Origin of the sequence: Phaeovulum sp. (assembly GCF_030684035.1) — a bacterium.
Taxonomy (GTDB): domain Bacteria; phylum Pseudomonadota; class Alphaproteobacteria; order Rhodobacterales; family Rhodobacteraceae; genus UBA6213.
On the sequence record NZ_JAUXPI010000002.1, the window covers coordinates 118,959 to 141,959 of the forward strand.

The 23,001-nt window shown below is 65.4% G+C and carries 25 protein-coding genes; 11 read left to right on the forward strand and 14 right to left on the reverse strand.

Annotation, left to right across the window (positions count from 1 at the left end):
• Nucleotides 1-3 precede the first annotated feature (3 nt).
• The gene (locus Q8J98_RS00640; RefSeq protein WP_305292568.1) at nucleotides 4-951 is read right to left on the reverse strand and encodes a 1-phosphofructokinase family hexose kinase; all 948 of its coding nucleotides are present in this window, start codon (nucleotides 949-951) and stop codon (nucleotides 4-6) included.
• A 113-nt stretch (nucleotides 952-1,064) separates the two neighbouring features.
• Nucleotides 1,065-1,472, reverse strand: coding sequence for a metallopeptidase family protein (locus Q8J98_RS00645; protein ID WP_370868037.1), 408 nt, complete (start codon nucleotides 1,470-1,472; stop codon nucleotides 1,065-1,067).
• Between the two features lie 77 nt (nucleotides 1,473-1,549).
• Between Q8J98_RS00645 and gltX the strand changes: the two genes are divergently transcribed.
• A complete protein-coding gene (gltX, locus tag Q8J98_RS00650) occupies nucleotides 1,550-2,878 on the forward strand; it encodes a glutamate--tRNA ligase (RefSeq protein WP_305292571.1) in 1,329 nt (442 codons plus the stop codon).
• A gap of 185 nt (nucleotides 2,879-3,063) precedes the next feature.
• Here gltX and Q8J98_RS00655 read toward each other — a convergent pair whose 3' ends face one another.
• Both Q8J98_RS00655 and Q8J98_RS00660 read right to left on the reverse strand, forming a co-directional pair.
• Nucleotides 3,064-3,270, reverse strand: coding sequence for a cold-shock protein (locus tag Q8J98_RS00655; RefSeq protein ID WP_305183434.1), 207 nt, complete (start codon nucleotides 3,268-3,270; stop codon nucleotides 3,064-3,066).
• Complete coding sequence (locus Q8J98_RS00660; protein WP_305292573.1) at nucleotides 3,252-3,572, reverse strand: hypothetical protein; 321 nt, start codon at nucleotides 3,570-3,572, stop codon at nucleotides 3,252-3,254. Before Q8J98_RS00660 ends, Q8J98_RS00655 begins: the two co-directional genes overlap by 19 nt.
• Nucleotide 3,573: 1 nt before the next feature.
• Here Q8J98_RS00660 and rocF point away from each other — a divergent pair, with 1 nt between their 5' ends.
• Both rocF and Q8J98_RS00670 read left to right on the forward strand, forming a co-directional pair.
• Nucleotides 3,574-4,500, forward strand: coding sequence for an arginase (gene rocF / locus Q8J98_RS00665; RefSeq protein WP_305292574.1), 927 nt, complete (start codon nucleotides 3,574-3,576; stop codon nucleotides 4,498-4,500).
• Nucleotides 4,497-5,540: an ornithine cyclodeaminase gene (locus Q8J98_RS00670; RefSeq protein ID WP_305292576.1), complete on the forward strand. Its 1,044-nt coding sequence runs from the start codon at nucleotides 4,497-4,499 to the stop codon at nucleotides 5,538-5,540. Before rocF ends, Q8J98_RS00670 begins: the two co-directional genes overlap by 4 nt.
• Nucleotides 5,541-5,651: 111 nt before the next feature.
• Here Q8J98_RS00670 and Q8J98_RS00675 read toward each other — a convergent pair whose 3' ends face one another.
• Nucleotides 5,652-6,086: an Lrp/AsnC family transcriptional regulator gene (locus Q8J98_RS00675; RefSeq protein ID WP_305292578.1), complete on the reverse strand. Its 435-nt coding sequence runs from the start codon at nucleotides 6,084-6,086 to the stop codon at nucleotides 5,652-5,654.
• A 2-nt stretch (nucleotides 6,087-6,088) separates the two neighbouring features.
• A complete protein-coding gene (locus Q8J98_RS00680) occupies nucleotides 6,089-7,357 on the reverse strand; it encodes a 4-aminobutyrate--2-oxoglutarate transaminase (RefSeq protein ID WP_305292580.1) in 1,269 nt (422 codons plus the stop codon).
• Nucleotides 7,358-7,569: 212 nt separating this feature from the next.
• On the opposite strand from Q8J98_RS00680, the gene Q8J98_RS00685 reads away from it, so the two are divergent.
• Nucleotides 7,570-7,968, forward strand: coding sequence for an META domain-containing protein (locus tag Q8J98_RS00685; RefSeq protein ID WP_305292582.1), 399 nt, complete (start codon nucleotides 7,570-7,572; stop codon nucleotides 7,966-7,968).
• Here Q8J98_RS00685 and Q8J98_RS00690 read toward each other — a convergent pair.
• A complete protein-coding gene (locus Q8J98_RS00690; RefSeq protein ID WP_305292584.1) occupies nucleotides 7,952-8,428 on the reverse strand; it encodes an Lrp/AsnC family transcriptional regulator in 477 nt (158 codons plus the stop codon). The two genes, Q8J98_RS00685 and Q8J98_RS00690, sit on opposite strands and share 17 nt — an antisense overlap.
• A 104-nt stretch (nucleotides 8,429-8,532) precedes the next feature.
• Here Q8J98_RS00690 and putA point away from each other — a divergent pair, with 104 nt between their 5' ends.
• Complete coding sequence (putA, locus tag Q8J98_RS00695) at nucleotides 8,533-11,973, forward strand: bifunctional proline dehydrogenase/L-glutamate gamma-semialdehyde dehydrogenase PutA (protein ID WP_305292586.1); 3,441 nt, start codon at nucleotides 8,533-8,535, stop codon at nucleotides 11,971-11,973.
• A gap of 9 nt (nucleotides 11,974-11,982) precedes the next feature.
• Here the strand turns inward: putA and Q8J98_RS00700 are convergent, their stop codons facing one another.
• Together Q8J98_RS00700 and Q8J98_RS00705 are read right to left on the reverse strand one after the other, a co-directional pair.
• Nucleotides 11,983-13,071, reverse strand: coding sequence for a PQQ-binding-like beta-propeller repeat protein (locus Q8J98_RS00700; protein ID WP_305292587.1), 1,089 nt, complete (start codon nucleotides 13,069-13,071; stop codon nucleotides 11,983-11,985).
• Nucleotides 13,062-13,916 (reverse strand): hypothetical protein, encoded by an 855-nt coding sequence (locus tag Q8J98_RS00705; RefSeq protein ID WP_305292588.1) that lies wholly within the window; start codon nucleotides 13,914-13,916, stop codon nucleotides 13,062-13,064. The genes Q8J98_RS00700 and Q8J98_RS00705 overlap by 10 nt, the downstream gene beginning before the upstream one ends.
• Before the next feature lie 498 nt (nucleotides 13,917-14,414).
• On the opposite strand from Q8J98_RS00705, the gene Q8J98_RS00710 reads away from it, so the two are divergent.
• Nucleotides 14,415-15,146: a rhomboid family intramembrane serine protease gene (locus tag Q8J98_RS00710; protein ID WP_305292637.1), complete on the forward strand. Its 732-nt coding sequence runs from the start codon at nucleotides 14,415-14,417 to the stop codon at nucleotides 15,144-15,146.
• Nucleotides 15,146-15,529 (forward strand): GFA family protein, encoded by a 384-nt coding sequence (locus tag Q8J98_RS00715; protein WP_305292590.1) that lies wholly within the window; start codon nucleotides 15,146-15,148, stop codon nucleotides 15,527-15,529. The genes Q8J98_RS00710 and Q8J98_RS00715 overlap by 1 nt, the downstream gene beginning before the upstream one ends.
• A gap of 101 nt (nucleotides 15,530-15,630) precedes the next feature.
• Here Q8J98_RS00715 and Q8J98_RS00720 read toward each other — a convergent pair whose 3' ends face one another.
• From Q8J98_RS00720 to Q8J98_RS00730, 3 genes are all read right to left on the reverse strand, one after another.
• Complete coding sequence (locus tag Q8J98_RS00720) at nucleotides 15,631-16,422, reverse strand: inositol monophosphatase family protein (RefSeq protein ID WP_305183446.1); 792 nt, start codon at nucleotides 16,420-16,422, stop codon at nucleotides 15,631-15,633.
• Between the two features lie 133 nt (nucleotides 16,423-16,555).
• Nucleotides 16,556-17,137 carry a YdeI family protein gene (locus Q8J98_RS00725; protein WP_305292592.1) on the reverse strand — a complete coding sequence of 194 codons (582 nt, stop codon included), beginning with the start codon at nucleotides 17,135-17,137 and terminating at the stop codon, nucleotides 16,556-16,558.
• Nucleotide 17,138: 1 nt separating this feature from the next.
• The gene (locus tag Q8J98_RS00730; protein WP_305292594.1) at nucleotides 17,139-18,044 is read right to left on the reverse strand and encodes a LysR family transcriptional regulator; all 906 of its coding nucleotides are present in this window, start codon (nucleotides 18,042-18,044) and stop codon (nucleotides 17,139-17,141) included.
• Between the two features lie 90 nt (nucleotides 18,045-18,134).
• Between Q8J98_RS00730 and metF the strand changes: the two genes are divergently transcribed.
• Nucleotides 18,135-19,001, forward strand: coding sequence for a methylenetetrahydrofolate reductase [NAD(P)H] (gene metF / locus Q8J98_RS00735; RefSeq protein WP_305292596.1), 867 nt, complete (start codon nucleotides 18,135-18,137; stop codon nucleotides 18,999-19,001).
• Between the two features lie 57 nt (nucleotides 19,002-19,058).
• On the forward strand, nucleotides 19,059-19,553 hold the full coding sequence (locus Q8J98_RS00740) for a PaaI family thioesterase (RefSeq protein WP_305292598.1): 495 nt from the start codon (nucleotides 19,059-19,061) through the stop codon (nucleotides 19,551-19,553).
• Here the strand turns inward: Q8J98_RS00740 and Q8J98_RS00745 are convergent.
• Together Q8J98_RS00745 and Q8J98_RS00750 are read right to left on the reverse strand one after the other, a co-directional pair.
• Nucleotides 19,500-20,648, reverse strand: a complete 1,149-nt coding sequence (locus Q8J98_RS00745; RefSeq protein ID WP_305292599.1) for a DUF2235 domain-containing protein — start codon at nucleotides 20,646-20,648, stop codon at nucleotides 19,500-19,502. The genes Q8J98_RS00740 and Q8J98_RS00745 overlap by 54 nt on opposite strands.
• 70 nt (nucleotides 20,649-20,718) lie before the next feature.
• Entirely contained in the window at nucleotides 20,719-21,864 is a 1,146-nt protein-coding gene (locus Q8J98_RS00750) for a type III PLP-dependent enzyme (protein ID WP_305292600.1), read from the reverse strand.
• 223 nt (nucleotides 21,865-22,087) lie between these two features.
• On the opposite strand from Q8J98_RS00750, the gene Q8J98_RS00755 reads away from it, so the two are divergent.
• Together Q8J98_RS00755 and Q8J98_RS00760 are read left to right on the forward strand one after the other, a co-directional pair.
• On the forward strand, nucleotides 22,088-22,519 hold the full coding sequence (locus tag Q8J98_RS00755) for an Lrp/AsnC family transcriptional regulator (protein WP_305292601.1): 432 nt from the start codon (nucleotides 22,088-22,090) through the stop codon (nucleotides 22,517-22,519).
• A 98-nt stretch (nucleotides 22,520-22,617) separates the two neighbouring features.
• On the forward strand, nucleotides 22,618-22,980 hold the full coding sequence (locus Q8J98_RS00760) for a DUF1428 domain-containing protein (protein ID WP_305292602.1): 363 nt from the start codon (nucleotides 22,618-22,620) through the stop codon (nucleotides 22,978-22,980).
• The last annotated feature ends 21 nt before the right edge of the window (nucleotides 22,981-23,001 follow it).

Here is a 23,001-nt window from a genome sequence, read left to right on the forward strand (position 1 = left end):
CGCCTAGACGCGGCTCAAAGTGCAGAGCGGCGTCAGGCGGCGAACATCGGCGGCGCGGCAAAGCTGCGTCGCCGCAGTCGCTACCGCAGAGCTTGCCGCTGCCGCGCCGATCTGCAGCGCCCGTTCGGGCCGGTCGCCACGGCTGAGCGCCAGCGTGAAAGCCCCCACCAGACTGTCGCCCGCGCCGACCTTTGATAGCACCGGCACCTTTGCCGCCGCCGCGTGCCAGCGCCCTTCGGCACTGGCCAGCACCGAGCCATCGGCACCGCGCGCCACAATCACGATGTCGGCGACCCGGCGCATCACCAGAGACTGCGCGAAATCGGCGCTGTCCGCGCGGCCCGGCAGGGCGTGCCCGGCCAGCTCTTCCGCCTCTTCGCCATCCATCCGCAACACATGCGCGGGGGCCGAGTGCGCAGCCAGCAGATGGTGCAACGCCTTGCCAGAGGTATCCAGGATGAGCCGCGCCCCGGCGCGTTTGATCCGCGCCGCAAGATGGGCTGGAAAATCATCCGGCACCCCCGGCGGCTGGCTGCCCGAAAGCACCACATAGCCACCCCGAGGGGCTGCCCGCGCGATTCTCGAAAGTGCCGCGGTCACCGATTTTGCCGGCCAGGTCGGGCCAGGCATCACAAAGCGGTATTGCTTGCCGCTGGAATTCTCGAGAACCGAAAAACTTTGCCGCGTCTCACCCGGCGAAGGAAAGGGTGCCAGGCCGATACCGGCCTCGGCCAGAAGATGCACCAGCTTGTCGCCCATCGGCCCGCCCACAGCGACAAAGGCGGTGGAATGGCCGCCCAGAATGGTGATCGTGCGGCTCACGTTGATGCCGCCGCCACCGGGGTCGGTATCGGGGCGCGCGCAGCGCAGCTTGCGGTCAGGGTCAACCACATCAGTCGTGGTCGCGAAATCGACCGTCGGGTTGAGTGTCACAGTCAGGATCGGATTCATCGCCTGCCCCCGAGCAAATTTTGCAGTGACAGTGCCACCAATATGCGGCGGTTCCAAGTGGTGGCGCTAACAATTCCGCACCTGCGGCGCTTTCGCCGCGGGCCGGGGCGGCGCTATTCCCACCAGCGGTCGATTGCCGCAATGTCATCATCCGACCAGCCGAAGTGATGCGCCATTTCATGCACCATCACATGCGCCACCAGCGCCCCAAGCGCGATGTCGCCGCGCGCCGCCCATTCATCAAGGATCGGGCGACGGAACAGCCAGATCACATCCGGGCCGATCAGCTGATCCATCACCGATTTCTGGGTCAGCGGGATGCCGTCATATAGCCCGGTCAACTCGAACCCGTCCTCGATCTGCATCTCGTCAAGCATTTCGTCGGAGGCGAAATCCTCGACCCGCAGCACAATGCCCGCTGCCTGCGCGGCAAATGCCACGGGCAGGGCGGCGCGCGCCGCCTCGGCCATAGCCTCGATCTCGTCCAGCCCCGGCGCGCAGCGCCTTGTCCATTCGCCCATGTCCGCCCCCATTCCCCCCCCGATATGGACAAAAGCCGCGCCGTATGAAAGAGCGAGGCCAACGAGGAGTGCCCGAAATGTCCACCGTCACCCGCTTTGCCCCTTCGCCCACCGGTTATATCCATGTCGGTAACCTGCGCACGGCACTGATGGCCTATCTGATTGCGCGCAAGTCGGGAGGGCAGTTCATTCTGCGCCTCGACGATACCGACCGCGAACGTTCAAAGGTCGAATACGCCGACGCGATCATGGAAGACCTCGAATGGCTTGGTCTTACATGGGATCGGCTGGAACGGCAGTCGGAGCGGTTTGACCGTTACGAGGCGGCGGCGGAAAGCCTGCGCAGCATGGGCAGGTTCTATGAATGCTTCGAAAGCCCGGTTGAGCTCGATCTGAAACGCAAGAAACAGCTCAACATGCACAAGCCCCCGGTCTATGACCGCAGCGCGCTGGGCCTGACCGACTTTGAAAAGGATCGGCTGCGCGAGGAAGGGCGCGAGGGCTACTGGCGCTTTCTGCTCGATCAGGAACGGATCGAGTGGATCGATGGCATCATGGGGCCGATCTCGATCGATGCGGGCAGCCTGTCGGACCCGGTGCTGATCCGCGCCGACGGACAGGTGCTTTACACCTTTGCCTCCTCGGTCGATGACCTCCAGATGGGGGTCACCCATATCGTGCGCGGTGCCGACCATGTGACCAACACCGCCACCCAGATCCAGATCATGCGCGCCCTTGGCGGGCAGGTGCCGAGCTTTGCGCACCACAGCCTGCTGACCGGGCCGCAGGGGGAAGAGCTTTCCAAGCGCCTCGGCACGCTTTCCTTGCGCGATCTGCGCGCGCGCGGCGTTGCCCCCGAGGCGCTCTTGAGCCTGATGGCGCGGCTCGGCTCCAGCCAGCCGGTCGAATTGCGCATGAGCCTTGCGGAGATAGCCGAGGGGTTCGAACTGTCGCAGTTTGGCGCGGCACCGACCAAGCTCGACCCGGAAGACCTGATGCCGCTCACCCGCGAACGCAACCAGCGGCTGCCATTTTCGGCGGTGGCCGAGCGGGTTGCCGGGCTGGGTATTCCGGCGGCGATTGCCGAGCGGTTCTGGGCGGTGGCGAGCAAGAACATCACCGTTCTGGATGATCTGGCACCCTGGGCGGCGCTGGTGCTGGAAGGTGCCAAACCGGTGGTCGATGCCGAAGACGCCGAATTCATCGCCGCAGCGATGCGGCTGCTGCCCGCCCCGCCCTATGATGCGAGCACCTGGGGCAGCTGGACGGCTGCGGTGAAAGCGGCGACGGGGCGCAAGGGCAAGGAGCTGTTCATGCCGCTGCGCAAGGCGCTGACCGGGCAGGCGCACGGGCCGGAGATGGCCGAGCTGATGCCGCTTTTGCAAAAGGTCCGCCGCACCGGCTGAGGCGGCGCGCCGGGGGTTTTGCACCCCCGGACCCCCGCAGGGTATTTGCGCGTAGAAGACTCGACATTCGCGCGTCTTCATTGCATGCGGGTTTTCGTCGGCGCGGGGGCAGAAGCCCACGGCCATTGCCGAAATGAAAACGGGGCGAGCCGCAGCCCGCCCCGCCTCAAACCCGGTGCCCGAAATCAGGCCAGCGCGAGGTTGGTGGCCGATTCGCGGCCGTCGCGGCTGGTTTCGATGTCGAAGGTCACTTTCTGACCATCGTTCAGCGCGCGGATGCCGGCGCGTTCAACCGCCGAAATGTGCACGAACACGTCTTTCTTGCCGCCATCGGGGGCAATGAAGCCGAAACCTTTGGTGGTGTTGAACCATTTCACGGAGCCAGTGGCCATCGTGATATCTCCTTCAATATGCCACCCGCGAGATTGCGGCGGCCCGGCTCAGTCAGTGCAGAATCGAAAGACTGGCCGATGAAGGAACAGTGTCGATCAGATAACATCGCGCCGCTGATATGGGCGCGCTGCGGGCAAAACTCAAGATGGTTTCTGCGGTCGCAGCAAGATTCACGCGCCGCCGCCAGCCTTGCCAGAATGCCAACCGCCCCCGCCACTTCGGGCGAAATACCGCTGATTTTCTGTTCAATACGGCTTTTCTCTGCCAGCATCGGCGGCAATGCTGCGGCAAAGGGGAACATCATGCAAAGACACTGCATTCTGATCGGGGCACCAGTCGATAGCGGGCAGCGCCATGCCGGCTGTCTGATGGGGCCGGCGGCCTACCGCGTTGCCGGGCTGGCGGCAACGCTGACCGAGCTTGGCCATAAGGTCAGCGACCATGGCGATGTGGTGCCCGGGCCCGCGCCCGCGCTGCACTGCGCCAACCCGGCGGTACACCATCTGGGCGAGATTGTCGCCTGGACCGCGGCGCTTGCGGCAGCGGCGCGGGCGGGCATGGCAGCGGGCCTCCCGATCTTTCTGGGCGGCGATCACGCGCTGTCGCTTGGCACGGTCTCGGGCGTGGCGGGGCATGCAGCGGCGCTGGGGCGGCCGCTTTTCGTGCTCTGGCTTGATGCGCATACCGATTTTCATTCGGTCGAAACCACCCAGAGCGGCAATCTGCACGGCACCCCGATGGCCTATATTGCCGGGCGCGAGGGCTTTGCCCCCTTCCCCCCCTTCCCGGCACCGGTGCCCGGCAAAAACATCTGCATGTTCGGCATCCGCTCGGTTGACCCCGCCGAGCATGACGCGCTGCTTGCCCGCGACATCGAGATCAATGACATGCGGGTGCTGGATGAGCGCGGCATCATCGCGCCCCTGCGCGAATTTCTGGCCCGTGTCGCCGCTGCGAACGGGCTGCTGCATGTGTCGCTCGATGTCGATTTTCTCGACCCGGCGATCGCGCCTGCGGTCGGCACCACCGTGCCCGGCGGCACCACCTTTCGCGAAGCGCATCTGGTGATGGAACTGCTGCATGAAAGCGGCCTTGTCAGCTCGCTCGATCTGGTCGAGCTCAACCCGTTCCTTGATGACCGGGGTCGCACCGCGCGGCTGATGGTCGATCTTGTCGGCTCGCTGATGGGCCGCAAGGTGTTCGACCGCCCGACCCGGGGCTTTGCATGACCAGCCCATCGCGCCTTGCGCTGGTGCCCTTCGTTTCGGTCGCCAACATGATGCGGCTGGTACATCACATCGGGCTGGAACCCATGCTGGTCGAGCTTGCCGGCGAGATCGAGGCAGATTTCCGCCGCTGGCCCGCCTTCGACAAGACGCCGCGCGTGGCCAGCCATTCCGAGGTCGGGGTGATCGAGCTCATGCCCACGTCGGACGGCGAAACCTATGGCTTCAAATATGTGAACGGCCACCCCAAGAACATGCGCGAGGGGTTGCAGACGGTGACCGCCTTCGGCCTGCTGGCCGATGTGAACACCGGCTACCCCTTGCTGCTCAGCGAGATGACCCTGCTCACCGCCTTGCGCACCGCCGCCACCTCGGCAATGGCGGCAAAATGGCTCGCCCCGCAAGGCGCGCGGGTGATGGCGCTGATTGGCAACGGCGCGCAATCGGAGTTTCAGGCGCTCGCCTTTCGGGCGCTCTGCGGCATCGAGGAGCTTCGGCTTTACGATATCGACCCGGCGGCGACGGCGAAATGCGCGGCAAACCTTGCCGGAACCGGGCTGAAGCTGGTGCCATGCCAGAGCGCCGAGGCCGCCATCGAGGGGGCCGACATCATCACCACCTGCACCGCCGACAAGCACTTTGCGACGATCCTGAGCGACAACATGGTGGGTGCGGGCGTGCACCTCAATGCCATCGGCGGCGATTGCCCCGGCAAGACCGAACTGGCACCCGGCATTCTGCTGCGCGCTTCGGTATTCGTCGAATACCCCGAACAGACCCGGATCGAGGGCGAAATTCAGCAGATGCCCGCCGATTTTCCGGTAACCGAGCTCTGGCAGGTCATTACCGGGCAGGCACCGGGGCGGCGGGATCGCGCCGAGGTGACGCTGTTCGACGGCGTCGGCTTCGCGGTCGAAGATTTCTCGGCGCTGCGCTATGTGCTGCGGCGGATCAAGGGCACCGGGCTTTATGACGATCTCGACATGATCGCCGACCCCGACGAGCCACGCGATCTTTACGGCATGCTGATGCGGGCGCGGTAGGCGGGGGGTCGGGGGACCCGGGCTGAAACCTTGCCAAAGTCTTATGGTTTTTTAAAGTATATAATATTGTCAGTTAGTTACACACGATAACACGCGTGTTATCGCTGCCGCTCAGGGTTTCGCACCCGGGCGGCGCGTGGTCAGCATCAGGCTGGTTTCCGAGGTGGTGACACCCTCGATGCGCCGGATCTGCGACAGCGTGTCATCAAGCTCGGCTAGGGTTCTGGCCCCGAGTTCCGCGATCAGGTCCCATTTTCCATTCGTGGAATGCACCGCCTGCACCGAAGCCAGCCCCATCAGCCGCGCCACGATCCTGTCGGTGCCGCGGCCTTCGATCCCCAGCATCATCAACCCGCGCACCGGCGATGCGGTCACATCGGCCCGCGTCAGCACGGTAAAGCCGGAAATCTCCCCCCGCGTCACCAGCCGCTCCATCCGCGCCCTGACCGTCGCGCGGGAAAGGCCGAGCACCAGCGCGAGGTCGGAAAGCGACGCCCGCCCGTCGCGGCGCAAGGCCGCGATCAGGCGTTGATCGGTGTCGTCCATCGCTAGGCCCGCGCCGCCAGCATCGAGGCTTCGAGAATGTCGAGCGCCTCGTCAAAGACCGCGTCCGGAATGGTCAGCGGCGCGAGGAAGCGGATCACGTTGCCATAGACCCCGCAGGTGAGCAGGATCAGGCCGCGCTTCAGCGCCTCTTCCCGCACCCGGTTGGTGAAGGCCGGGTTCGGCTCGGCCTTGCCCGCCACGTTGAATTCAACCGCGTTCATGAAGCCGGGGCCGCGGATATCGACAATTTCCGGCACCCCGTCGCGCATCCCCGCCAGCCGCTGTTTCAGCCGCTGCCCAAGCCGGGTGGCGCGCTCGCAAAGCTGCTCATCCTCGATCACGTCAAGCACCGCATGCGCTGCGGCCACGCCCAGCGGGTTGCCTGCGTAGGTGCCGCCAAGGCCGCCGGGGTTGGGGCTGTCCATGATCTCGGCGCGGCCGGTAACTGCCGAGATCGGCAAGCCGCCGCCCAGCCCCTTGGCCATGCAGGTGATGTCGGCTGCCACCCCGTGGTGCTCCATCGCGAACATCTTGCCGGTGCGGGCAAATCCGGTCTGCACCTCGTCGGCGATCAGCACGATGCCGTGCTGGTCGCAGACCCTGCGCAGCGCCGCCATGAAACCCGCCGGGGCCTCGTAGAACCCGCCCTCGCCCTGCACCGGCTCGACGATGATCGCGGCAACACGCGCGGGTTCCAGATCGGCCTTGAACAGGCGATCAAGCGCTGCCAGCGCGTCGTCGGTAGAGGTGCCATGCAGCGCAACCGGAAACGGCAGGTGCCACACGTCGCCCATCATCGGCCCGAAACCCGCCTTGTAGGGCTGCACCTTGCCGGTCAGCGCCATGCCCATGAAGGTGCGGCCATGAAAGCCGCCCGCAAATGCCACGACAGCCGCGCGCCCGGTGTAATGGCGGGCGATCTTGACCGCGTTTTCCACCGCCTCGGCGCCGGTGGTGGCGAAGATCGTCTTCTTGGCAAAGTCGCCGGGCAGCAGGCCATTCAGCCGCTCGGCAAGCGCTACATAGTTTTCATATGGCACCACCTGATGGCAGGTGTGGGTGAAGCGGTCGAGCTGCGCCTTGACCGCGGCAATCACCCGCGGGTGGCGGTGCCCGGTGTTGACCACGGCAATCCCCGCCGCAAAGTCGATGTAGCGGTTGCCCTCCTTGTCCCAGATCTCGGCATTCTCGGCGCGGTCGGCATAGACTTGCGTGGTCATGCCGACACCCTTGGCGATGGCAGCGTTCTTGCGGTCGGTCAGGCTGGTCATGGCGTTCCTCCGATTCGGTATTATCGTCTTATTGCGGGATTTTCGCGCCTTGCGATAGGTCGCAGTCGACGCTGTGGCACCGCTTTTGCGACCCCAGCCGGCCAGTAACCTGCCCTTCGTGGCTGGCCCTCCGGGTCTGAGAGTGTCGCGTTTTGGGCTTGGCCGCGCCCCGCGGCGGGCGCATACTGGCATGGACCAAACCGGAGTTTGACATGCGTCGTTCCTGTGCCGCAGCTTTTGCCATGTTTGCCTTGGCCATTCCCGCCGCCGCCGACCCCTTCGCCGCGCTGCCGGTGGGCAGCCAGTGGCGCATTACCGGCGTTGCGGGCGAGGCGCTGCCTGCGGGTGCCGAAATCACGCTGGTGCGCGCCGACGCGGGCATGATCGGCGGCAAGGTGATCTGCAACCAGTATTCACGCCCGATCCGTGCTGTCGGCGAGGCGCTGGTGGTGGGCGGTCTGACCACCACCAAGATGCTCTGCGATTTCGAGTTCTTCAAATACGAGTTCGCCTTCAACGACCTGCTGGGCAAGGTCGATGCGGTGCGGGCAGGCGGCGGCGGGATCGAGTTTCTTTCGGCCGGTGCGGTGGTGATTACCGCGGCTGAATAGGCCCCGCCTCTTTCACCGCCTCCATCGCCACATAGGTTGAAGTGGCGGCAACGCTTGGCAGCGTGGAAATGCGCTCTGCCATCACCCGGCGATAATCGGCGATATCGGTGGTGCGTACCTTCAAGAGATAGTCGAACCCCCCGGCGATCATGTGGCATTCCTCGATCTCGGGCATGGCGCGCACCGCCCGGTTGAACGCCTGAAGTGCTGCCTCGCGGGTATCGGAAAGCCGCACCTCGACAAAGGCCACATGCGCCAGCCCCATGCGGATCGGGCTGAGAATGGCGCGGTAGCCCGCGATCACGCCAGCCGCCTCCAGCCGCTTCACCCGCGCCTGCACCGGCGATTTCGTCAACCCGACGCGGCGCGCAAGTTCGGTTGCGGTCATGCGGCCATCGGCGGCAAGTGCCGCAACGATTGCGCTGTCGAAGCGGTCAAGTTCTGCCGGGCCTTTCGGCATATGTTTGCCCCATTCTTTGGTCGTTTCGGCTGCAATTGAGCAAAGATCAGGCCGAATGGCTTGCAGATTGCCGCTATCATGGCTGAAACGCAAGGGAGCCGCCGATGACCCGCCTTTCCGCCCTGATGACGCATATCGAAAACGCCAGCCTCACCCCAGAGGCCCCCTTGCTCAAGGCGCTGGTGGCCGAGGCGGCACTTGATGCGCCTGCCCGGCAGCGCATCGTCGAGGAGGCGGCCGCACTGGTGCGCCAGATCCGCGCCGATGTGAAACCGGGGCTGATGGAGGTTTTCCTGGCCGAATACGGGCTTTCGACCGAAGAGGGCGTGGCGCTGATGTGCCTTGCCGAGGCGCTGCTGCGGGTGCCCGATGCCGACACCATGGACCGGCTGATCGAAGACAAGATCGCGCCTTCCGACTGGGGCAAGCACCTTGGCCGTTCCTCCTCCAGCCTCGTCAACGCCTCGACCTGGGGTCTTTTGCTGACCGGCAAGGTGCTGGAAGACAAGGAGCCGGGCGTGGTTGGCCACCTTCGCAATGCGGTGCGGCGCCTGGGCGAGCCGGTCATTCGCCTTGCCGTTGGCCGCGCGATGAAGGAGATGGGCCGCCAGTTCGTGCTTGGCGAAACCATCCGGGCCGCGATGAAGCGGGCCGAGGCGCGCGAGGCCGAGGGGTACAGCTTCAGCTACGACATGCTGGGCGAGGCGGCCCGCACCGGGCACGATGCGCAGCGCTACGCCGAAAGCTACGCGCGCGCGATTGCCGCCATTGCCAAGGGCTGCAAGAGCCGCGACGTGCGCACCAACCCCGGCATTTCGGTGAAACTCTCGGCGCTCCACCCCCGCTATGAAGTGGCGCAGGAAGCCCGCGTGATGGCGGAACTGGTGCCCGTTGTGCGCCGTCTGGCGCGGGCGGCGGCGAAGGCTGGCATGGGCTTCAACATCGACGCGGAAGAGGCCGACCGGCTGGCGCTTTCGCTGCTGGTGATCGAGGCGGTGCTGGCTGACCCGGATCTGAAGGGCTGGGACGGGTTCGGCGTGGTGGTGCAGGCGTATGGGCGGCGCGCCGGCCATGTGATCAATTGGCTCCACGCCACCGCCAAGCGGCTCGACCGCCGCCTGATGGTGCGCCTGGTGAAGGGTGCCTATTGGGATGCCGAGGTAAAACGCGCGCAGGTTCTTGGCCTGCCCGATTTTCCGGTTTTCACCCGCAAGCTTGGCACCGATGCAAGCTACATCGCGCTCGCCCGCCGCCTTTTGGGCATGACCGACCGGCTTTACCCGCAATTTGCCACCCATAATGCGCACACCGTGGCAGCGGTGCTGGAAATGGCCGAAGGCCGCCCGTTCGAGTTTCAGCGCCTACACGGCATGGGGCAAAAGCTGCATGATATCGTGCTGAAGGGCCTTGGCGCGCACTGCCGGATCTATGCACCGGTGGGCGCGCACCGCGACCTTCTGGCCTACCTTGTGCGGCGCTTGCTGGAAAACGGCGCAAACTCAAGCTTCGTCAACCAGATCGTCAATGAGGAAGTGCCGCCCGAGGTGGTCGCCGCCTGCCCGCTGACCGCGCTTGAAGCGCTGGAAAGCCCGGTCAACCCGCGCCTGCCGAAAGCGCCCGCGCTATTTTCCGACCGCGCCAACAGTCGCGGTTTCGATCTGACCGAACCCGCCACGCTGGCTGCCATCGAGGCCGCGCGCGCGGCCGTGGGGCCTGCCCTAGCTGGCCCGATTCTCGCCGGTCCGGTCGCAGGCGACGCGCCGCTTGCAATCACCAATCCGGCCTCCGGCGCGAAGGTGGGCGAGGTGCGAAACGCCACCCCCGCCGACGTGGAATGCGCGCTTGCCGCCGCCCGGCCCTGGGCCGCCCCGGTGGCGGATCGCGCCAGGGTGCTTGCCCGTGCCGCCGATCTTTTCGAGGCCGATTTCGGACCGATCTTTGCGCTCTTGGCGCGCGAGGCGGGCAAGACCTTGCCCGATGCGGTCAGCGAAACCCGCGAAGCTGCCGACTTTCTGCGCTATTACGCGGGCGAAGCGGCAACGCTCGACCGCCCCGCGCTGGGGGTTTTCAGCTGTATCTCCCCCTGGAATTTTCCGCTGGCCATATTCATCGGGCAGATCGCGGCGGCGCTGGCTGCGGGCAATGCGGTGCTTGCCAAACCCGCCGAGCAAACACCGCTGATCGCCGCGCATGCGGTGCGCCTTTTGCACCGCGCCGGGGTTCCGGCGAGCGCGTTGCAGCTCGTGCCCGGCGATGGCCCCACGGTGGGCCGCGCGCTGACCTCTGACCGCCGCGTTTCGGGTGTGGTCTTCACCGGCTCCACCGAAACCGCGCAGGCAATCCGCCGCGCCATGGCAGCAAATCTGGCCCCCGATGCGCCGTTCATTGCGGAAACTGGCGGCCTCAACGCGATGATCGTGGATTCGACCGCGCTGCCCGAACAGGCGGTGCGCGACATCATCGCCTCGGCCTTCCAGTCGGCAGGCCAGCGCTGCTCGGCGCTGCGCTGCGTCTATGTGCAGGAAGACATCGCCCCGGCGCTTACGGAAATGCTGTTCGGCGCGATGGACGAATTGCGGGTCGGCGACCCCTGGCATCTGGCAACCGACATCGGCCCGGTGATCGACGCCGAGGCCGAGGCGAGCATTGGCGCGCATATTAGCCAGGCCGAGGCCGAGGAGCGGTTGTTGAAGGAGCTGGCGTGCCCCGAGGGCGGGCATTTCATTGCCCCGACGGTGATCCGGGTTCGCGGCATTGCCGATATGGGCCGCGAGATATTCGGCCCGGTGCTGCATCTGGCAACCTTCAGGGCCGAAGACCTGCCGCGCGTTCTGGCCGAAATCAACGCTACCGGCTATGGGCTGACCTTTGGCCTGCACAGCCGCATCGACAACCGCGTGCAGGAAGTGACCGATGCGCTCGCCGTGGGCAACTTCTACGTCAACCGCAACCAGATCGGCGCGGTGGTGGGCTGCCAGCCGTTTGGCGGTGAGGGGCTTTCGGGCACCGGGCCAAAGGCGGGGGGGCCGTTTTACCTTCCCCGCTTCACCGCACCGCGGCACCCCCCGGTTCTGGCAGTTGCCGAACCCGCGCCCGCCAACCTTGAGGCGATCGAGGCGGCGCTTGCCGCCTGCCCGCCCGCACGCCCGTTGCCAGACCGCGATCTGCCCGGCCCTACCGGCGAATCGAACCGGCTTTCGCTGCATGCGCGTGCGCCGCTCCTGTGCCTCGGGCCCGGCGCGGTTGCCGCGGCGGCGCAGGCAGAGGCTGTGCGCGCGCTCGGCGGGCGGGCGATCGAGGCAGGTGCGCCGCTTGCGCCCGAGGCGCTCAGCACCCTCGCGGGGTTTTCCGCCGCGCTCTGGTGGGGCGATGCGGTCACCGGCCGCGCCTATGCGCGGGCGCTGGCAGCCCGCCCCGGCCCGATCCTGCCGCTTATCGGCGCGATGCCAGACCTTGCCCATGTTGCGCATGAGCGGGTGATCTGCATCGACACCACCGCATCGGGCGGCAATGCGGCGCTTCTGGCTGGTGCCGCCACTGCTTGAGCGCCGGGTTCAGCCGAGCCCGGTCATCAAGAGCGAGCCATCCATCATCGGAAATGCCACCCGACCCGCGCCGAGCGGCAGCACCGCATGCCGCGTGGCACCCGGAACCTTGCCGACCACCCCAAGGCTGCCATCGGCAAGATCGAGCAGGCGCAGCGTATCGCGCATGTCGAGGGTGAAAAGCTGGCCCTCTGCGCTGGTCAGTTCCGCCAGTACCGAGGCCCAATCATCGCCTCCGGCGCGGTAGTCGGTGGTCTGGTATTGCCAGCGCGGCAGGCCATTGCCGATGTCGATGGCAAAGATCCGCCCGGTTGGCGACCAGAGGCACGCCAGATCGCCCGCAACATGATGCGAATTGATGAAATTGCCGGCAATGAATTCCCAGCGGATCGTGCCATTCTCTGGTGAGATCGCGAAAAGCTGTTCCTTGTAGCTTCCGGCCACCAGCACACCCGCGCCAAAGTGGATCTGGCGCAGGTATTGCCAGCGGGCGCGCCCGTCGATCTGCCAGCGCAGCGCGCCATCGGCCAGCGACAGCGCATAAAGCCGCCCGTCCCCGGGCCCGGCAAAAACCGCGTCCCCCGCAACAGCGGGCGCATAGGCCGCGATGGTATCGGGCACCCCGGCAAAGCGCCAAAGCTCCGCCCCCGTCGCCAGATCGAGCGCCACGATCTCGTGCCCGTCGCCAAAGACCGCGCGCCCTGCGGCCAGCACCGGCACCCCGGTCTGGATACGGGCGGTGTAGCGCCAGCGTTCTGTTCCGGTATCGGGGTCGAAACAGACGTAACCCTGCCGCCCGCCAATCAGCATTGCGCCCTCGGCAAGCCGCGGGCGAAACGCCGCCGGGCCGCCCAGACCATGCGGGCGCAGCCAGACAGGCACCTGCGCCGCAGGGTCAAACTGCCCGCCCGTGTCGCTGCCGCAAAAGAAAAGCCTGCCCGCGTCAAACGTGGGCGGGCTGAGAACGGCGTTCCCGGTTTGCCAGCGCGCGAGTTCGGGCAAAAACGGCGCGGGCCGTTCGGCCCGCGCGCGCCCCGGCATAGCCAGGAAAGTTGCCCCGATCCCCGCCAGAAGCTGGCGGCGGTTCGTCAGTTGCATAGCGCCCCCTGCTTGACCCAGGCAAACATGATCTGGGTGTTCGCATGGTCGCGGTTCTCAAACGGGCTGATCCCCGGAGGCATGCGGTTTTCCGCCAGGTGTTGCCAGACACCGCTGCGCTCGGGTTCGCCGGGGATGATAACCTTGGTGGCGTTGTCGACGCCCTTGGCGATCGAGTCCGCGCCAAGCATGATGCCCTCGTAGCTGCTCATATCGAGCTCGTGGAAGCTCGGGGGTTCCTGGTTCGACATGTGGCAGTCGGTGCAGGCCGGGGTGTCCGGCGCAAACGCGCTTTCGGTGGTGAACAGCGGCAGCACGTTATCGGTGAAGTTCTTGTCGTTCGGCGCACCGCTGCGAATCCACGCCTCGACGGCGAGGATGGCGGGCGAGTCGGTCGGCACGTTGAACTCCACCCCCAGCGGCATCCGGTTGTTGCGCAACCGCCGACCGAGGATTTCGCGCTTCGGGTCTTGGCCCACAACAAAGATCGGTCGCGCCGGTGCCTCGGTGGAACCGAGCCGAATCCCCTCGCAGGTGGAAAGGTCAAGCCCGCGATAGCTTTCCGCGGGGTCATTGCTCGAATGGCAGACAACGCAGGCCGGACCCGGCCCGAAGGCGTTCGGCACATGCATCAGCGTGTCGATGTAGCTGTAGGGAATCGGTATGTTCCGCTTCAGGATCAACTCGTTCACCGCAGCGTCATCGCCCTCGATGCTGATCTTGCCAGCGGCAATATCGGCCGAAAGCTGCTGCGACAATGATTGTCCCTGGGCCAGCGCCGACCCACCCACAAGCCCCGTCATCGCAGCGCCCAGCACAAGCGCCACCCCAATTCCTGGTTTCATCACTCTTCCCTCCCGTTCAGTTACATGCGCGGTCCTGCCGCCCGGATTGCTCCCGTCACAGGATCGTGAACACCGCGCGCCGCTGTCAAGGGGACCAAACACGCTAAACGAAATGCATATTTTATCGCGAACATGTTGTTTTATAATGATAATTACTCTACTTGTATTTCTCCCTCCGTTGCTGCCTACGCACGAATTCACGTATTTGATAGTGAGGCGTTGGCGCGCCGAATACTGGTAATACTTTGATAACAAATGGCTTTATATCGCGCCCGACCGCCAACCTCCGCGTTGCTGCGGCGCGGCATTCCAAGCGCCGTGGCGCTCTAAAATCGGCATAAACGAAAGTGCAATATCGGGGTTATGCCGTCATCTCGGTTTGGATTCCTTCACGAGTGACGGCTCCCTTCCGTTGCGGGCCAGGGTCGCGCGGGCGCAGCCGGTGCCTTGCTCCGCAACATCTTGACGCCACCCAGTGCTTCGGAAAGGCTCGTGCCCATGTTTCCGCTTCGCGACCACAACCCATCGCACCGCACCGCCTTCGTCACCTGGGCGTTGATCGCCGCCAATCTGGGGGTGTTCGCGGCGACGTATCCGTGGGATGGCGAGTTTGGCGCGGCATGGCAGCGGCTTGCGCTCTATCCCGGCGCGGTGACACATGGGCAGTTGCTCGGCGGCCTCGTCAGCCACATGTTCTTGCACGCGGGGGTCGCGCATTTGCTCGGCAACATGCTTTTCCTATGGATCTTCGGCGATAATCTGGAAGAGGCGCTGGGGCATTTCGGCTTTGCGCTGCTCTACCTCGCGGCCGGTCTTGCCGCCGCTTTCGCGCAGATCGCCGCTGACCCATCGAGCCTTGTGCCAATGGTAGGTGCCTCGGGTGCCATTGCCGGGGTCATGGGGGGGTATCTTCTGCTTTTCCCCCGGGCGCGGGTCGATGTGCTGTTTGTCTTCGTGGTATTCTTCAAGGTCCTTCCGATTCCGGCGTGGCTGGTTCTCGGGGTCTGGTTCGCCTTGCAATTGTGGAGCGGTGCCGTAGCGGATGTGGCGGGCGGTGGTGTTGCCTATTGGGCGCATGCCGGCGGCTTTGCGACCGGGCTTGCGCTCACGCTTCCTGCCTGGCTGCGGCGCGGAGGAGCGGGCTTCTGGGCACGCAGCGGCGGCCACCCCGAGCATGCAGCCAACCGCTACCCGACCCGCATTCCGCTGGTCCCGCGCAGGCGTCGCTGATGTTGCCCGAAATCCGCTCCCCGCACCGGCTGACCTGCCACTGCGGCGCTGTCGAAATGCTGGTGACGCTTTCGGCAGGCCTGGCCACCGCCCGGCGCTGCGATTGCTCGTTCTGCCGCAGGCGCGGCGCAGTTGCGGTATCGGCCCCGCTTGGCGGGGTCAGCATCGTCAAGGGGGCCGAAATGCTGACGCTATATCAGTTCGGCACCGGCACCGCGAAGCACTGGTTCTGCAAGGTCTGCGGCATCTACACCCATCACCAGCGCCGATCGAACCCGAATGAGTATGGGGTAAACGCCGCCTGCCTTGAAGGCGTGAACCCGCGCGACCTCGACCCGGTGCCATGGTTCGATGGCGTCCATCACCCGGCAGACCGGCTCTGAATGCGGGATTCTTTTTTGCTGAAATGCTGCGGGGGGGGTGAGGGGCCGCACGGCCCGAAGGGGGCGGCACGCTCTTGCGCGGCCGCGCCCGGTCACCCGCCTCAGGCAGGTTCGCGCAGCAGGCCGCTGAATTGCTCGTAAAGCCCGGCGTTGCCCGCGATCACCGAGCCGCTTTCGAACATCTCGCGGCCTTCGCGCACCGGGCCGACAAAGCCGCCTGCCTCTTTCACCAGAATGAGGCCCGCCGCGATGTCCCAGGCGTTGATGCCGCGCTCCCAGTAGCCGTCGTAGCGCCCCGCCGCAACATAGGCGAGGTCGAGCGCCGCCGAGCCCCAGCGCCGCACGCCGGCGCAAGTGGGCATCAGCCGGGCAAGGTCTTGCAAGGTTGCGGGCAGCGTCGGGCGGCCGCCAAAGGGCACACCGGTAGCGAAGATCGCCTCGATCATCACGCGCCGCCCGGAAACCCGCATCCGGGTCTCGTTCATGAAGGCTCCGAGGCCCTTTTCGGCATAGAAAAGCTCGTCCTTGGCGGCATCGAATACCACCCCGGCAACAATCTCGCCCTTGTGTTCAAGCGCAATTGACACCGCCCAATGCGGCAGGCCGTGCAGAAAGTTGGTGGTGCCGTCCAGCGGATCGACGATCCAGCGCCTTGTCGGGTCTTCGCCCGCTTCCTCGCCGGTTTCCTCGCCCAGCCAGCCATAGGCGGGGCGCGCGCTGCGCAGTTCTTCCTTGATGATCCGTTCGGCCTCGCGGTCGGCCTTGCTGACGAAATCGCCCGGCCCCTTGGAAGAAACCTGCAGGTTCTCCACCTCGCGAAAATCCTTGACCAGGCCGCGACCGGCCTTGCGGGCCGCCTTGATCATCAGGTTGAGATTGGCGCTGCCATGCATCGGGGGCTCCTGTTCGTCAGGCGCTGGCTATACGCGGGTGTCGCGCGGATGCCAAGGGGATTGGGCAAGGGCGGGGGGCCTTCTGCCCCCCGCGCCCCCCGAGGGTATTTTGGCGCAGAAGACGCAGCGTGAGTCACGGTTTTTTCGGATAGGGCAGCACCCCCGCCGCCAGATCGTCGATGAACCGCGCGATCTTGCGGGCGCGGGCCAACGGGGTCTTCGTTGTCTGGATGCGGTAGAGCACGGCGTAGCGATTGACGCTGTCGAGTGTGGCAAAGACCGCCGCCGCGTCGGGCACATTGGCAAGCGCGGCGGCAAGGTCATCGGGCACCTCGGCGCGACTTTGCGGCGCATAGGCGGCGGCCCAGCGGCCATCGGCACGGGCGCGGTCGATTTCGGCCTGTCCGCGCGGGCGTATCTGCCCCGCGGCGATCAGCGCCTCGGCGCGCGTTCGGTTGATCTCGGACCATTTCGAGGCGGCGCGGCGCGGCGTGAACCGGATCAGCCAATGGCTCTGGTCAAAGGGCTTCAACTGGCCGTCGATCCAGCCCCAGCACAAGGCCACATCGATTGCATCCTGCTTGGCGAGGCTTGCAACCGCTGCACCCTTCTTGGCCAGCTTCAGCCATAGCCCGGGTGCCTCGGGCTGCGCCGCGATCCAGGCGGCAAAACCTTCGGCATCGGCAAACCCCAGCACGGGCAGTTCGACCGCCATTTCAGACCCTTTGCAACTTGACCGGTTCGCTGCGCCCAAGTCGCAGAAAATGCGCCATGAAAGGTTCGGTCGCATCCTCGCTCCGGGTGGCGGCGTAGAGGCGCTTGGTCAGGCCTTTCGCGGTGATTGGCCGGGTGATGTAGTCGGGTCGGTATCTGACCTCGCGCAGCACCCAATCGGGCAGCACCGCAACCCCGCGCCCGGAGGCCACAAGCATGAGGATGACGGCGGTCAGTTCCACCTGCCGGATGGCGCGCGGTTCTACCCGCGCGGCGCTAAGCAGTTCGGTGAAAATATCAAGTCGCCCGCGCTCCACCGGGTAAGTCAGCAGCACCTGATCGGCAAAATCCTCGGCCTCGATGAAGGGCTTTGCGGCGAGCGGGCTGGAGGCGGCGGCGACGAACATTGGCGCATAGTCAAAAAGCGGGTTGAAGCTGACGCCCTCAAGCTTTTCCGGGTCGGAGGAGATCACCAGATCGACCTCTTGCCGAATGAGCGCGGGCATCGCGCCGAAAGCGAGGCCGGGGCGGATATCCACATCCACCTCGGGCCAGGCGCGGCGGAACTGCTCGAGCACCCCAAACAGCCAGTCAAAACAGGCGTGACATTCGATGGCAATATGCAGCCGCCCGGCGCGGCCCTGGCGCAGCGCGCCAAATTCCTCGGCCACCGCCTCCACCTCGGGCAGCACCCGCTCGGCCAGCCGCAACAGCCGCATTCCCGCGGCTGACAGTCGCATGGGCCGCGCGGCGCGCACGAACAATTCGACCCCGGCCTGATCCTCCAACCCCTTGATCTGATGGCTGAGTGCCGACTGGGTGATGTGCAGCACCTCGGCGGCACGCGCCAGCCCGCCCTCGGCATGAATGGCGCGGATCGTGCGCAGGTGGCGCAGTTCGAGGTGCATTATGTGGTCACCCTCATGTTGTTCTTGAACACTATGAGTTTGTCTCACATCTCCGTCTGTGCGACAAGAGCGCAACCGAAGGATAGCCCGATGACCACACCCCGCGTCAGTTTCGAGTTCTTTCCGCCGCAAACGCTCGATGCGTCGTTTCGGCTGTGGGAGACGGCGCAGGTGCTGGCACCGCTGAAGCCCAGCTTCGTTTCGGTGACCTACGGGGCGGGCGGCACCACCCGCAAGCTGACCCATGAGGCGGTCACCACGATCGGGCGCAATTACGGGCTGAACGTTGCGGCGCACCTGACCTGTGTCGATGCCACCCGCGCCGAGACGATGGAGATTGTCGAGGCCTATGCCGAGGCAGGCGTGCGCGAGATCGTGGCGCTGCGGGGCGACGCGCCAAAAGGCGCGACGCGGTTCACCCCGCACCCGGAGGGGTTTGCGAGTTCGGTCGAGTTGATCGAGGCGCTTGCCGACGATGGTCGTTTTACCATCCGCTGCGGGGCCTACCCCGAGCCGCACCCAGATGCGGCGGACGCGGGTGCCGATGTGCGCTGGCTCAAGCGCAAATGCGAGGCGGGGGCGACGAGCGCCATCACCCAGTTCTTTTTCGAGGCGGAAACGTTTTTCCGCTTTCGCGATGCGGCAGAAAAGGCAGGCGTGAAGGCGAAAATCATTCCCGGTATTCTGCCGATCCAGTCCTGGGCGGGGGCAAAGCGGTTTGCCCAGCGCTGCGGCACCTCGGTGCCCGCCTGGATTGAAGAAGCCTTTGCCGCCGCTACCCGCGACGGGCGCGAGGAGCTTCTTGCCACCGCGCTTTGCACCGAGCTTTGCGATGACCTTCTGCAAGGCGGGGTCGAAGATCTGCACTTTTATACATTGAACCGCCCGGGCCTGACCCGTGACGTGTGCCACGCGCTTGGCGTGACCCCGACCCCGGCGCTGGAAAAAGTCGCCTGAGGGCTTGCGTCGGGGCGATACTGGCGAAAAGGTTGCGCCGGTTACAGGAGCCCGCCCATGCGCAACCCCTTCATCGCCCGAAATCCCGCCGAAATGCCGACCCGCAACGATCTGCTTTCGCGATCCGGGTTGGAGTTCATGCAGGCGGTCGCCAAGGGCGAACTGTCGGGGCCGCCGATTGCCGGTGTGCTGAATTACACGCTGCATCTGGTCGAACCCGGGCGGGTGGCCTTTCGCGGCACGCCGCGTTTCGAGCACACCAACCCGATGGGCGGGGTGCATGGCGGCTGGTATGGCGCGCTTCTGGATAGCTGCATGGCCTGCGCGGTGATGACCATGGTGCCGAAGGGACAGTATTACACCACGCTTGAATACCGCATCAACATTGCCCGCGCGCTGCCTGTCGGGATGGAAATCGAAGCCTTGGGTGAGGTGCAGCACGCAGGCCGTTCCACCGGCATCGCGCGGGGCGAGATACGGGGGCTGGCCGACGGCAAGCTATACGCCACCGGTTCCACCACTTGCCTCATCATGGGCAGCCCCACCGGCTGAAGGCTCGGGTGGCGCGGCCACGCGCCGCCGCCAGATGCCGGGTCGGATCAGCGCGCGCCAGCCAAGCCTTGCACCCACAGCGCTTTCGTGGATGCTTTCCGACGCATCGCGCCCGACCACGCGCGGCGCGCGCAGAATGAAGGCCTTGCCCCAGCCGCGCCAGCTGCCGACCGAGGGCGCTTGCGGATCGCAGGGAAAGCGCCCGCGCCAGCCTTCGGGCAGCGCAAGGCCGCAGCGCTCCACCCGCTCCAACATCCACACCAGCGGTATGTTGGCAAGCGGGCGCGATGCCTCGCGCCTGCCGATCTGGCCGCCGATATCGCCGTGGCAGCCGCGAAACCAGACCTGCTCGACCCGCTCCGCGCCGGTTTCGCGCGTGTCCCAGATCAGCGGCTCGAACACCGAGCGCGTTTCATTGAGCGCCAGTGCCTGATACCCGTGGCGCACGATGCGGCCGAGCGAGTAATCGTGAAAGCGGGTGCGTGGTTCCGAGACCATCCACATCAGCGGCAGTTGCATGCCCAGCGCCATAACGGTGTCGAACACGCCGACCATCTCGATTTCGAGAGCCGCATGGCAGAAATGCCGCCGGAAGGCCTCGGCACCCGTCCGCTGCCCGGCGACCTCGTAGTAGCGCCACGCAAGCTGCACGTTGCGTTCGGTCGCGGCATCAGCGCGCAACAGGCCAATACGGTCGATGATGCCTGCAAGCGAACGCACGGCAAAGGCCCCGCGCGAATACCCGATCAGAAATATCCGGTCGCCGGGGCGGTAGCGCGTGGCCAGCCAGCCATAAGCGCGGCGGATCTGCCGCTCGCCCCCCCAGCCCAGCACCGCATCAGAAAACTGCCCCCATTCGTTCCACTCCAGCCCCTTGCCGTAACAGATCGAAACGCGCGGCGCGCCCTCGCGCAGAAGCTCATAGACGCGCCCGATCGAGGTTTCGTCGCCGCCGCCAAGCCTGCCCTGTGTGCCGTCAAGCAAGACCACATGATCTACCCGGCCACGCTGCGGGTGCGCTGGGGCGCTGACCGGGTCTGCAGGCTCGCTCCGGCGCACCAGCGCTGCGATCCGTCTGAAAAACCCGCTCCGCACCCATCGACTCCCTGAAAAAACCCTGCCCAACTATAGGGCAGGGTTCATCTCAGGCCAGCGCCAAAACGCCTCAGAGCGCGAGCGACATGGTGGTGGAAACGGTCATTTCGCCAAAACCGTTGAAACGGGTGTTGGTCGCCATCGAATAGGCACCCATGCCATGAAACACGAGGTAGTCGCCCTCCTCGATGTCGCCCGGCAGTTCCAGCTCGCCCGGCAGCCGGTCAACCGAATCGCAGGTGGGGCCAAAGACCACACGCGGCACCGGTGCTCCGCTGCGGCGCAGGCCTTCCGACGAGATCGCCTCGACACGGGTGATGTTGCCCACCATCGGCAACTCGGTCAGCCCGCCATAGACGCCGTCGTTGATGAACACATGCTGCCCGTCGCGGATCGCCTTGATGCGGGTGGCAAGGGTGAAGGCCTCGGCAACCAGGCCACGGCCCGGCTCGCACACCAGCGCCGGGCGGTCGGCCCCGAAAGCCTCAGTCGCCACCCGGTCGATCAGCGCAAAGATCGCCTCAAGCTCGGGCACCACATCGGTGACGCGGTGGCTTGGAAAGCCGCCGCCGACATTCAGCCGCACCGCCTTCACCCCCGCCAGACGGCAGATTTCAGCACCGGCACGAATGTAGCTGTCCCAGGCCATCGGGTCGGTGCATTGCGTGCCGGGGTGGAAGGTGAGCGAGGGTATGAACCCCGCCTGCGCCACCGTTGCCAGCAGTTCCGCCGCCAGTTCCACCGTGGCACCGAATTTGGCACCGAAGTTGTAGGCGGCACCTGACACAGGAAGCTTGTAGCGCACCGAGATTTCGCAGCCCTCGGCGGGCACCAGCTCGATCAGCTTGGCCAATTCGCTGCGGCTGTCAACCGACCAGCTTTTCACCCCCGCCCGCACCGCATGCTGCACTTCCGAGCGCGAGCGCACCGGGTTGTTGTAGTGCAGCATTGCAGTCGGCGCGAGGCGGCGCACCATGTCGATCTCGGCGGGCGAGGCCACATCAAAGCCCTTGATCCCGGCGGCGAGCAGGTTCTGGATCACCATCTCGTCCGGGTTCGATTTCACCGCATAGGTCACAAGCCCCGGGAATCCTTTCAGAAACCGGCGCGCGGTAGCTTGCAGCACCTGCGGCGCGAAAAACATCGCCGGGTTGTCGGGCTGCTGGCTGCGCAGAAGTTCGGCGGGTTCGTTCCAGATAGTCTTCGACAGTCCCATCGGCGTTTCCTTTGCCAACAGAACGCAGCCACCTCTTGCCCCGGCTTCACGGGTCGGGAGACGCTTGCGCGTTTCATCCAACCAGGCCAGGTGCGTATGAGCCGCCCTTTTCCTGAAACTATGTGTCGCTATCTGGGGCACATTTTCACCGATCAAAAGACTAGATTTGTAGCGTGAAGTCGTTATAACAACGAAATCTCCGGTCAAACTGCGGGTGCGGCTCATGGATGATCTCGACCGCTCACTGTTGGCGCTGCTTGGGGCCGACGCACGTATGTCGGTGGCCACGCTTGCGCGACGACTGAAGGTTGCGCGCTCGACCATTCAGGCGCGGCTCGAGCGGCTGGAAACCACAGGCATCATAGCCGGTTACACGCTGAAACTGGGTGAAGCTGCGCGCCAGGGCCGCATCCGCGCCACCGTGCTTTTGACCATCGAGCCGCGCGGTCAGGCGGCGATTCTCACCCGGCTCAAGGCGCTGCCCGAGGTTGAGCGCATTCACACCACATCGGGCCGGGTGGACCTGCTGTTGCAACTCGCCGCGGCCTCGACTGCGCAGCTTGACGCGGTGCTTGACCAGATCGGCGAATTGACCGGGGTGAAATCGTCGGAAAGCCTCATCCACCTTTCCACCAAGATGGAACGCGCGGTCTAGCTCACGGTTTCGTGAGCCGTCGCGGGGTGCAAATCGTTGCCAGAACGCCGAGTCGCGCGCAGCCTTGCTCTGTCTGGTCTGTGACAGGGAGAAAACAGATGCCTTACATAGATGGATTCGTCGTGCCGGTGCCTGCCGGAAATCGCGACGCCTACCTTGAAGCTGCGCGCAAGGGCTGGAATGCATTTCAGAAATTCGGCGCATTGCAGATGGTGGAAACGCTTTCCGACAACATCCCCGATGGCAAAAAAACCGATTTCCGGCGTGCGGTGGCGGCCGAAGCAGGCGAAATTGTCGCATTCAGCTGGATCATCTGGCCCGACAAGGCGACCCGCGAGACCGCCTGGGAAAAGATGATGACCGACCCGGATTTGGCGGCAAGGGGCGAGATGCCGTTTGACGCGAGCCGGATGATCTACGGCGGCTTCGCACCCATATTCGATTCGGAGGACATGCCATGACCACCGCCCCGAACGGCACCC

Coding starts and splice junctions, on each gene's coding strand:
- Q8J98_RS00645 (WP_370868037.1), bottom strand. CDS start 1,472: ATGGGCGAATGGACAAGGCGCTGCGCGCCGGGGCTGGACGAGATCGAG.
- Q8J98_RS00690 (WP_305292584.1), bottom strand. CDS start 8,428: ATGCCGAAAGGCCCGGCAGAACTTGACCGCTTCGACAGCGCAATCGTT.
- Q8J98_RS00685 (WP_305292582.1), top strand. CDS start 7,570: ATGCGTCGTTCCTGTGCCGCAGCTTTTGCCATGTTTGCCTTGGCCATT.
- Q8J98_RS00730 (WP_305292594.1), bottom strand. CDS start 18,044: ATGCACCTCGAACTGCGCCACCTGCGCACGATCCGCGCCATTCATGCC.
- Q8J98_RS00740 (WP_305292598.1), top strand. CDS start 19,059: ATGCGCAACCCCTTCATCGCCCGAAATCCCGCCGAAATGCCGACCCGC.
- putA (WP_305292586.1), top strand. CDS start 8,533: ATGACCCGCCTTTCCGCCCTGATGACGCATATCGAAAACGCCAGCCTC.
- Q8J98_RS00675 (WP_305292578.1), bottom strand. CDS start 6,086: ATGGACGACACCGATCAACGCCTGATCGCGGCCTTGCGCCGCGACGGG.
- metF (WP_305292596.1), top strand. CDS start 18,135: ATGACCACACCCCGCGTCAGTTTCGAGTTCTTTCCGCCGCAAACGCTC.
- Q8J98_RS00750 (WP_305292600.1), bottom strand. CDS start 21,864: ATGGGACTGTCGAAGACTATCTGGAACGAACCCGCCGAACTTCTGCGC.
- Q8J98_RS00715 (WP_305292590.1), top strand. CDS start 15,146: ATGTTGCCCGAAATCCGCTCCCCGCACCGGCTGACCTGCCACTGCGGC.
- Q8J98_RS00760 (WP_305292602.1), top strand. CDS start 22,618: ATGCCTTACATAGATGGATTCGTCGTGCCGGTGCCTGCCGGAAATCGC.
- Q8J98_RS00725 (WP_305292592.1), bottom strand. CDS start 17,137: ATGGCGGTCGAACTGCCCGTGCTGGGGTTTGCCGATGCCGAAGGTTTT.
- gltX (WP_305292571.1), top strand. CDS start 1,550: ATGTCCACCGTCACCCGCTTTGCCCCTTCGCCCACCGGTTATATCCAT.
- Q8J98_RS00755 (WP_305292601.1), top strand. CDS start 22,088: ATGGATGATCTCGACCGCTCACTGTTGGCGCTGCTTGGGGCCGACGCA.
- rocF (WP_305292574.1), top strand. CDS start 3,574: ATGCAAAGACACTGCATTCTGATCGGGGCACCAGTCGATAGCGGGCAG.
- Q8J98_RS00680 (WP_305292580.1), bottom strand. CDS start 7,357: ATGACCAGCCTGACCGACCGCAAGAACGCTGCCATCGCCAAGGGTGTC.
- Q8J98_RS00640 (WP_305292568.1), bottom strand. CDS start 951: ATGAATCCGATCCTGACTGTGACACTCAACCCGACGGTCGATTTCGCG.
- Q8J98_RS00705 (WP_305292588.1), bottom strand. CDS start 13,916: ATGAAACCAGGAATTGGGGTGGCGCTTGTGCTGGGCGCTGCGATGACG.
- Q8J98_RS00700 (WP_305292587.1), bottom strand. CDS start 13,071: ATGCAACTGACGAACCGCCGCCAGCTTCTGGCGGGGATCGGGGCAACT.
- Q8J98_RS00720 (WP_305183446.1), bottom strand. CDS start 16,422: ATGCATGGCAGCGCCAATCTCAACCTGATGATCAAGGCGGCCCGCAAG.
- Q8J98_RS00670 (WP_305292576.1), top strand. CDS start 4,497: ATGACCAGCCCATCGCGCCTTGCGCTGGTGCCCTTCGTTTCGGTCGCC.
- Q8J98_RS00655 (WP_305183434.1), bottom strand. CDS start 3,270: ATGGCCACTGGCTCCGTGAAATGGTTCAACACCACCAAAGGTTTCGGC.
- Q8J98_RS00660 (WP_305292573.1), bottom strand. CDS start 3,572: ATGTTCCCCTTTGCCGCAGCATTGCCGCCGATGCTGGCAGAGAAAAGC.
- Q8J98_RS00710 (WP_305292637.1), top strand. CDS start 14,415: ATGTTTCCGCTTCGCGACCACAACCCATCGCACCGCACCGCCTTCGTC.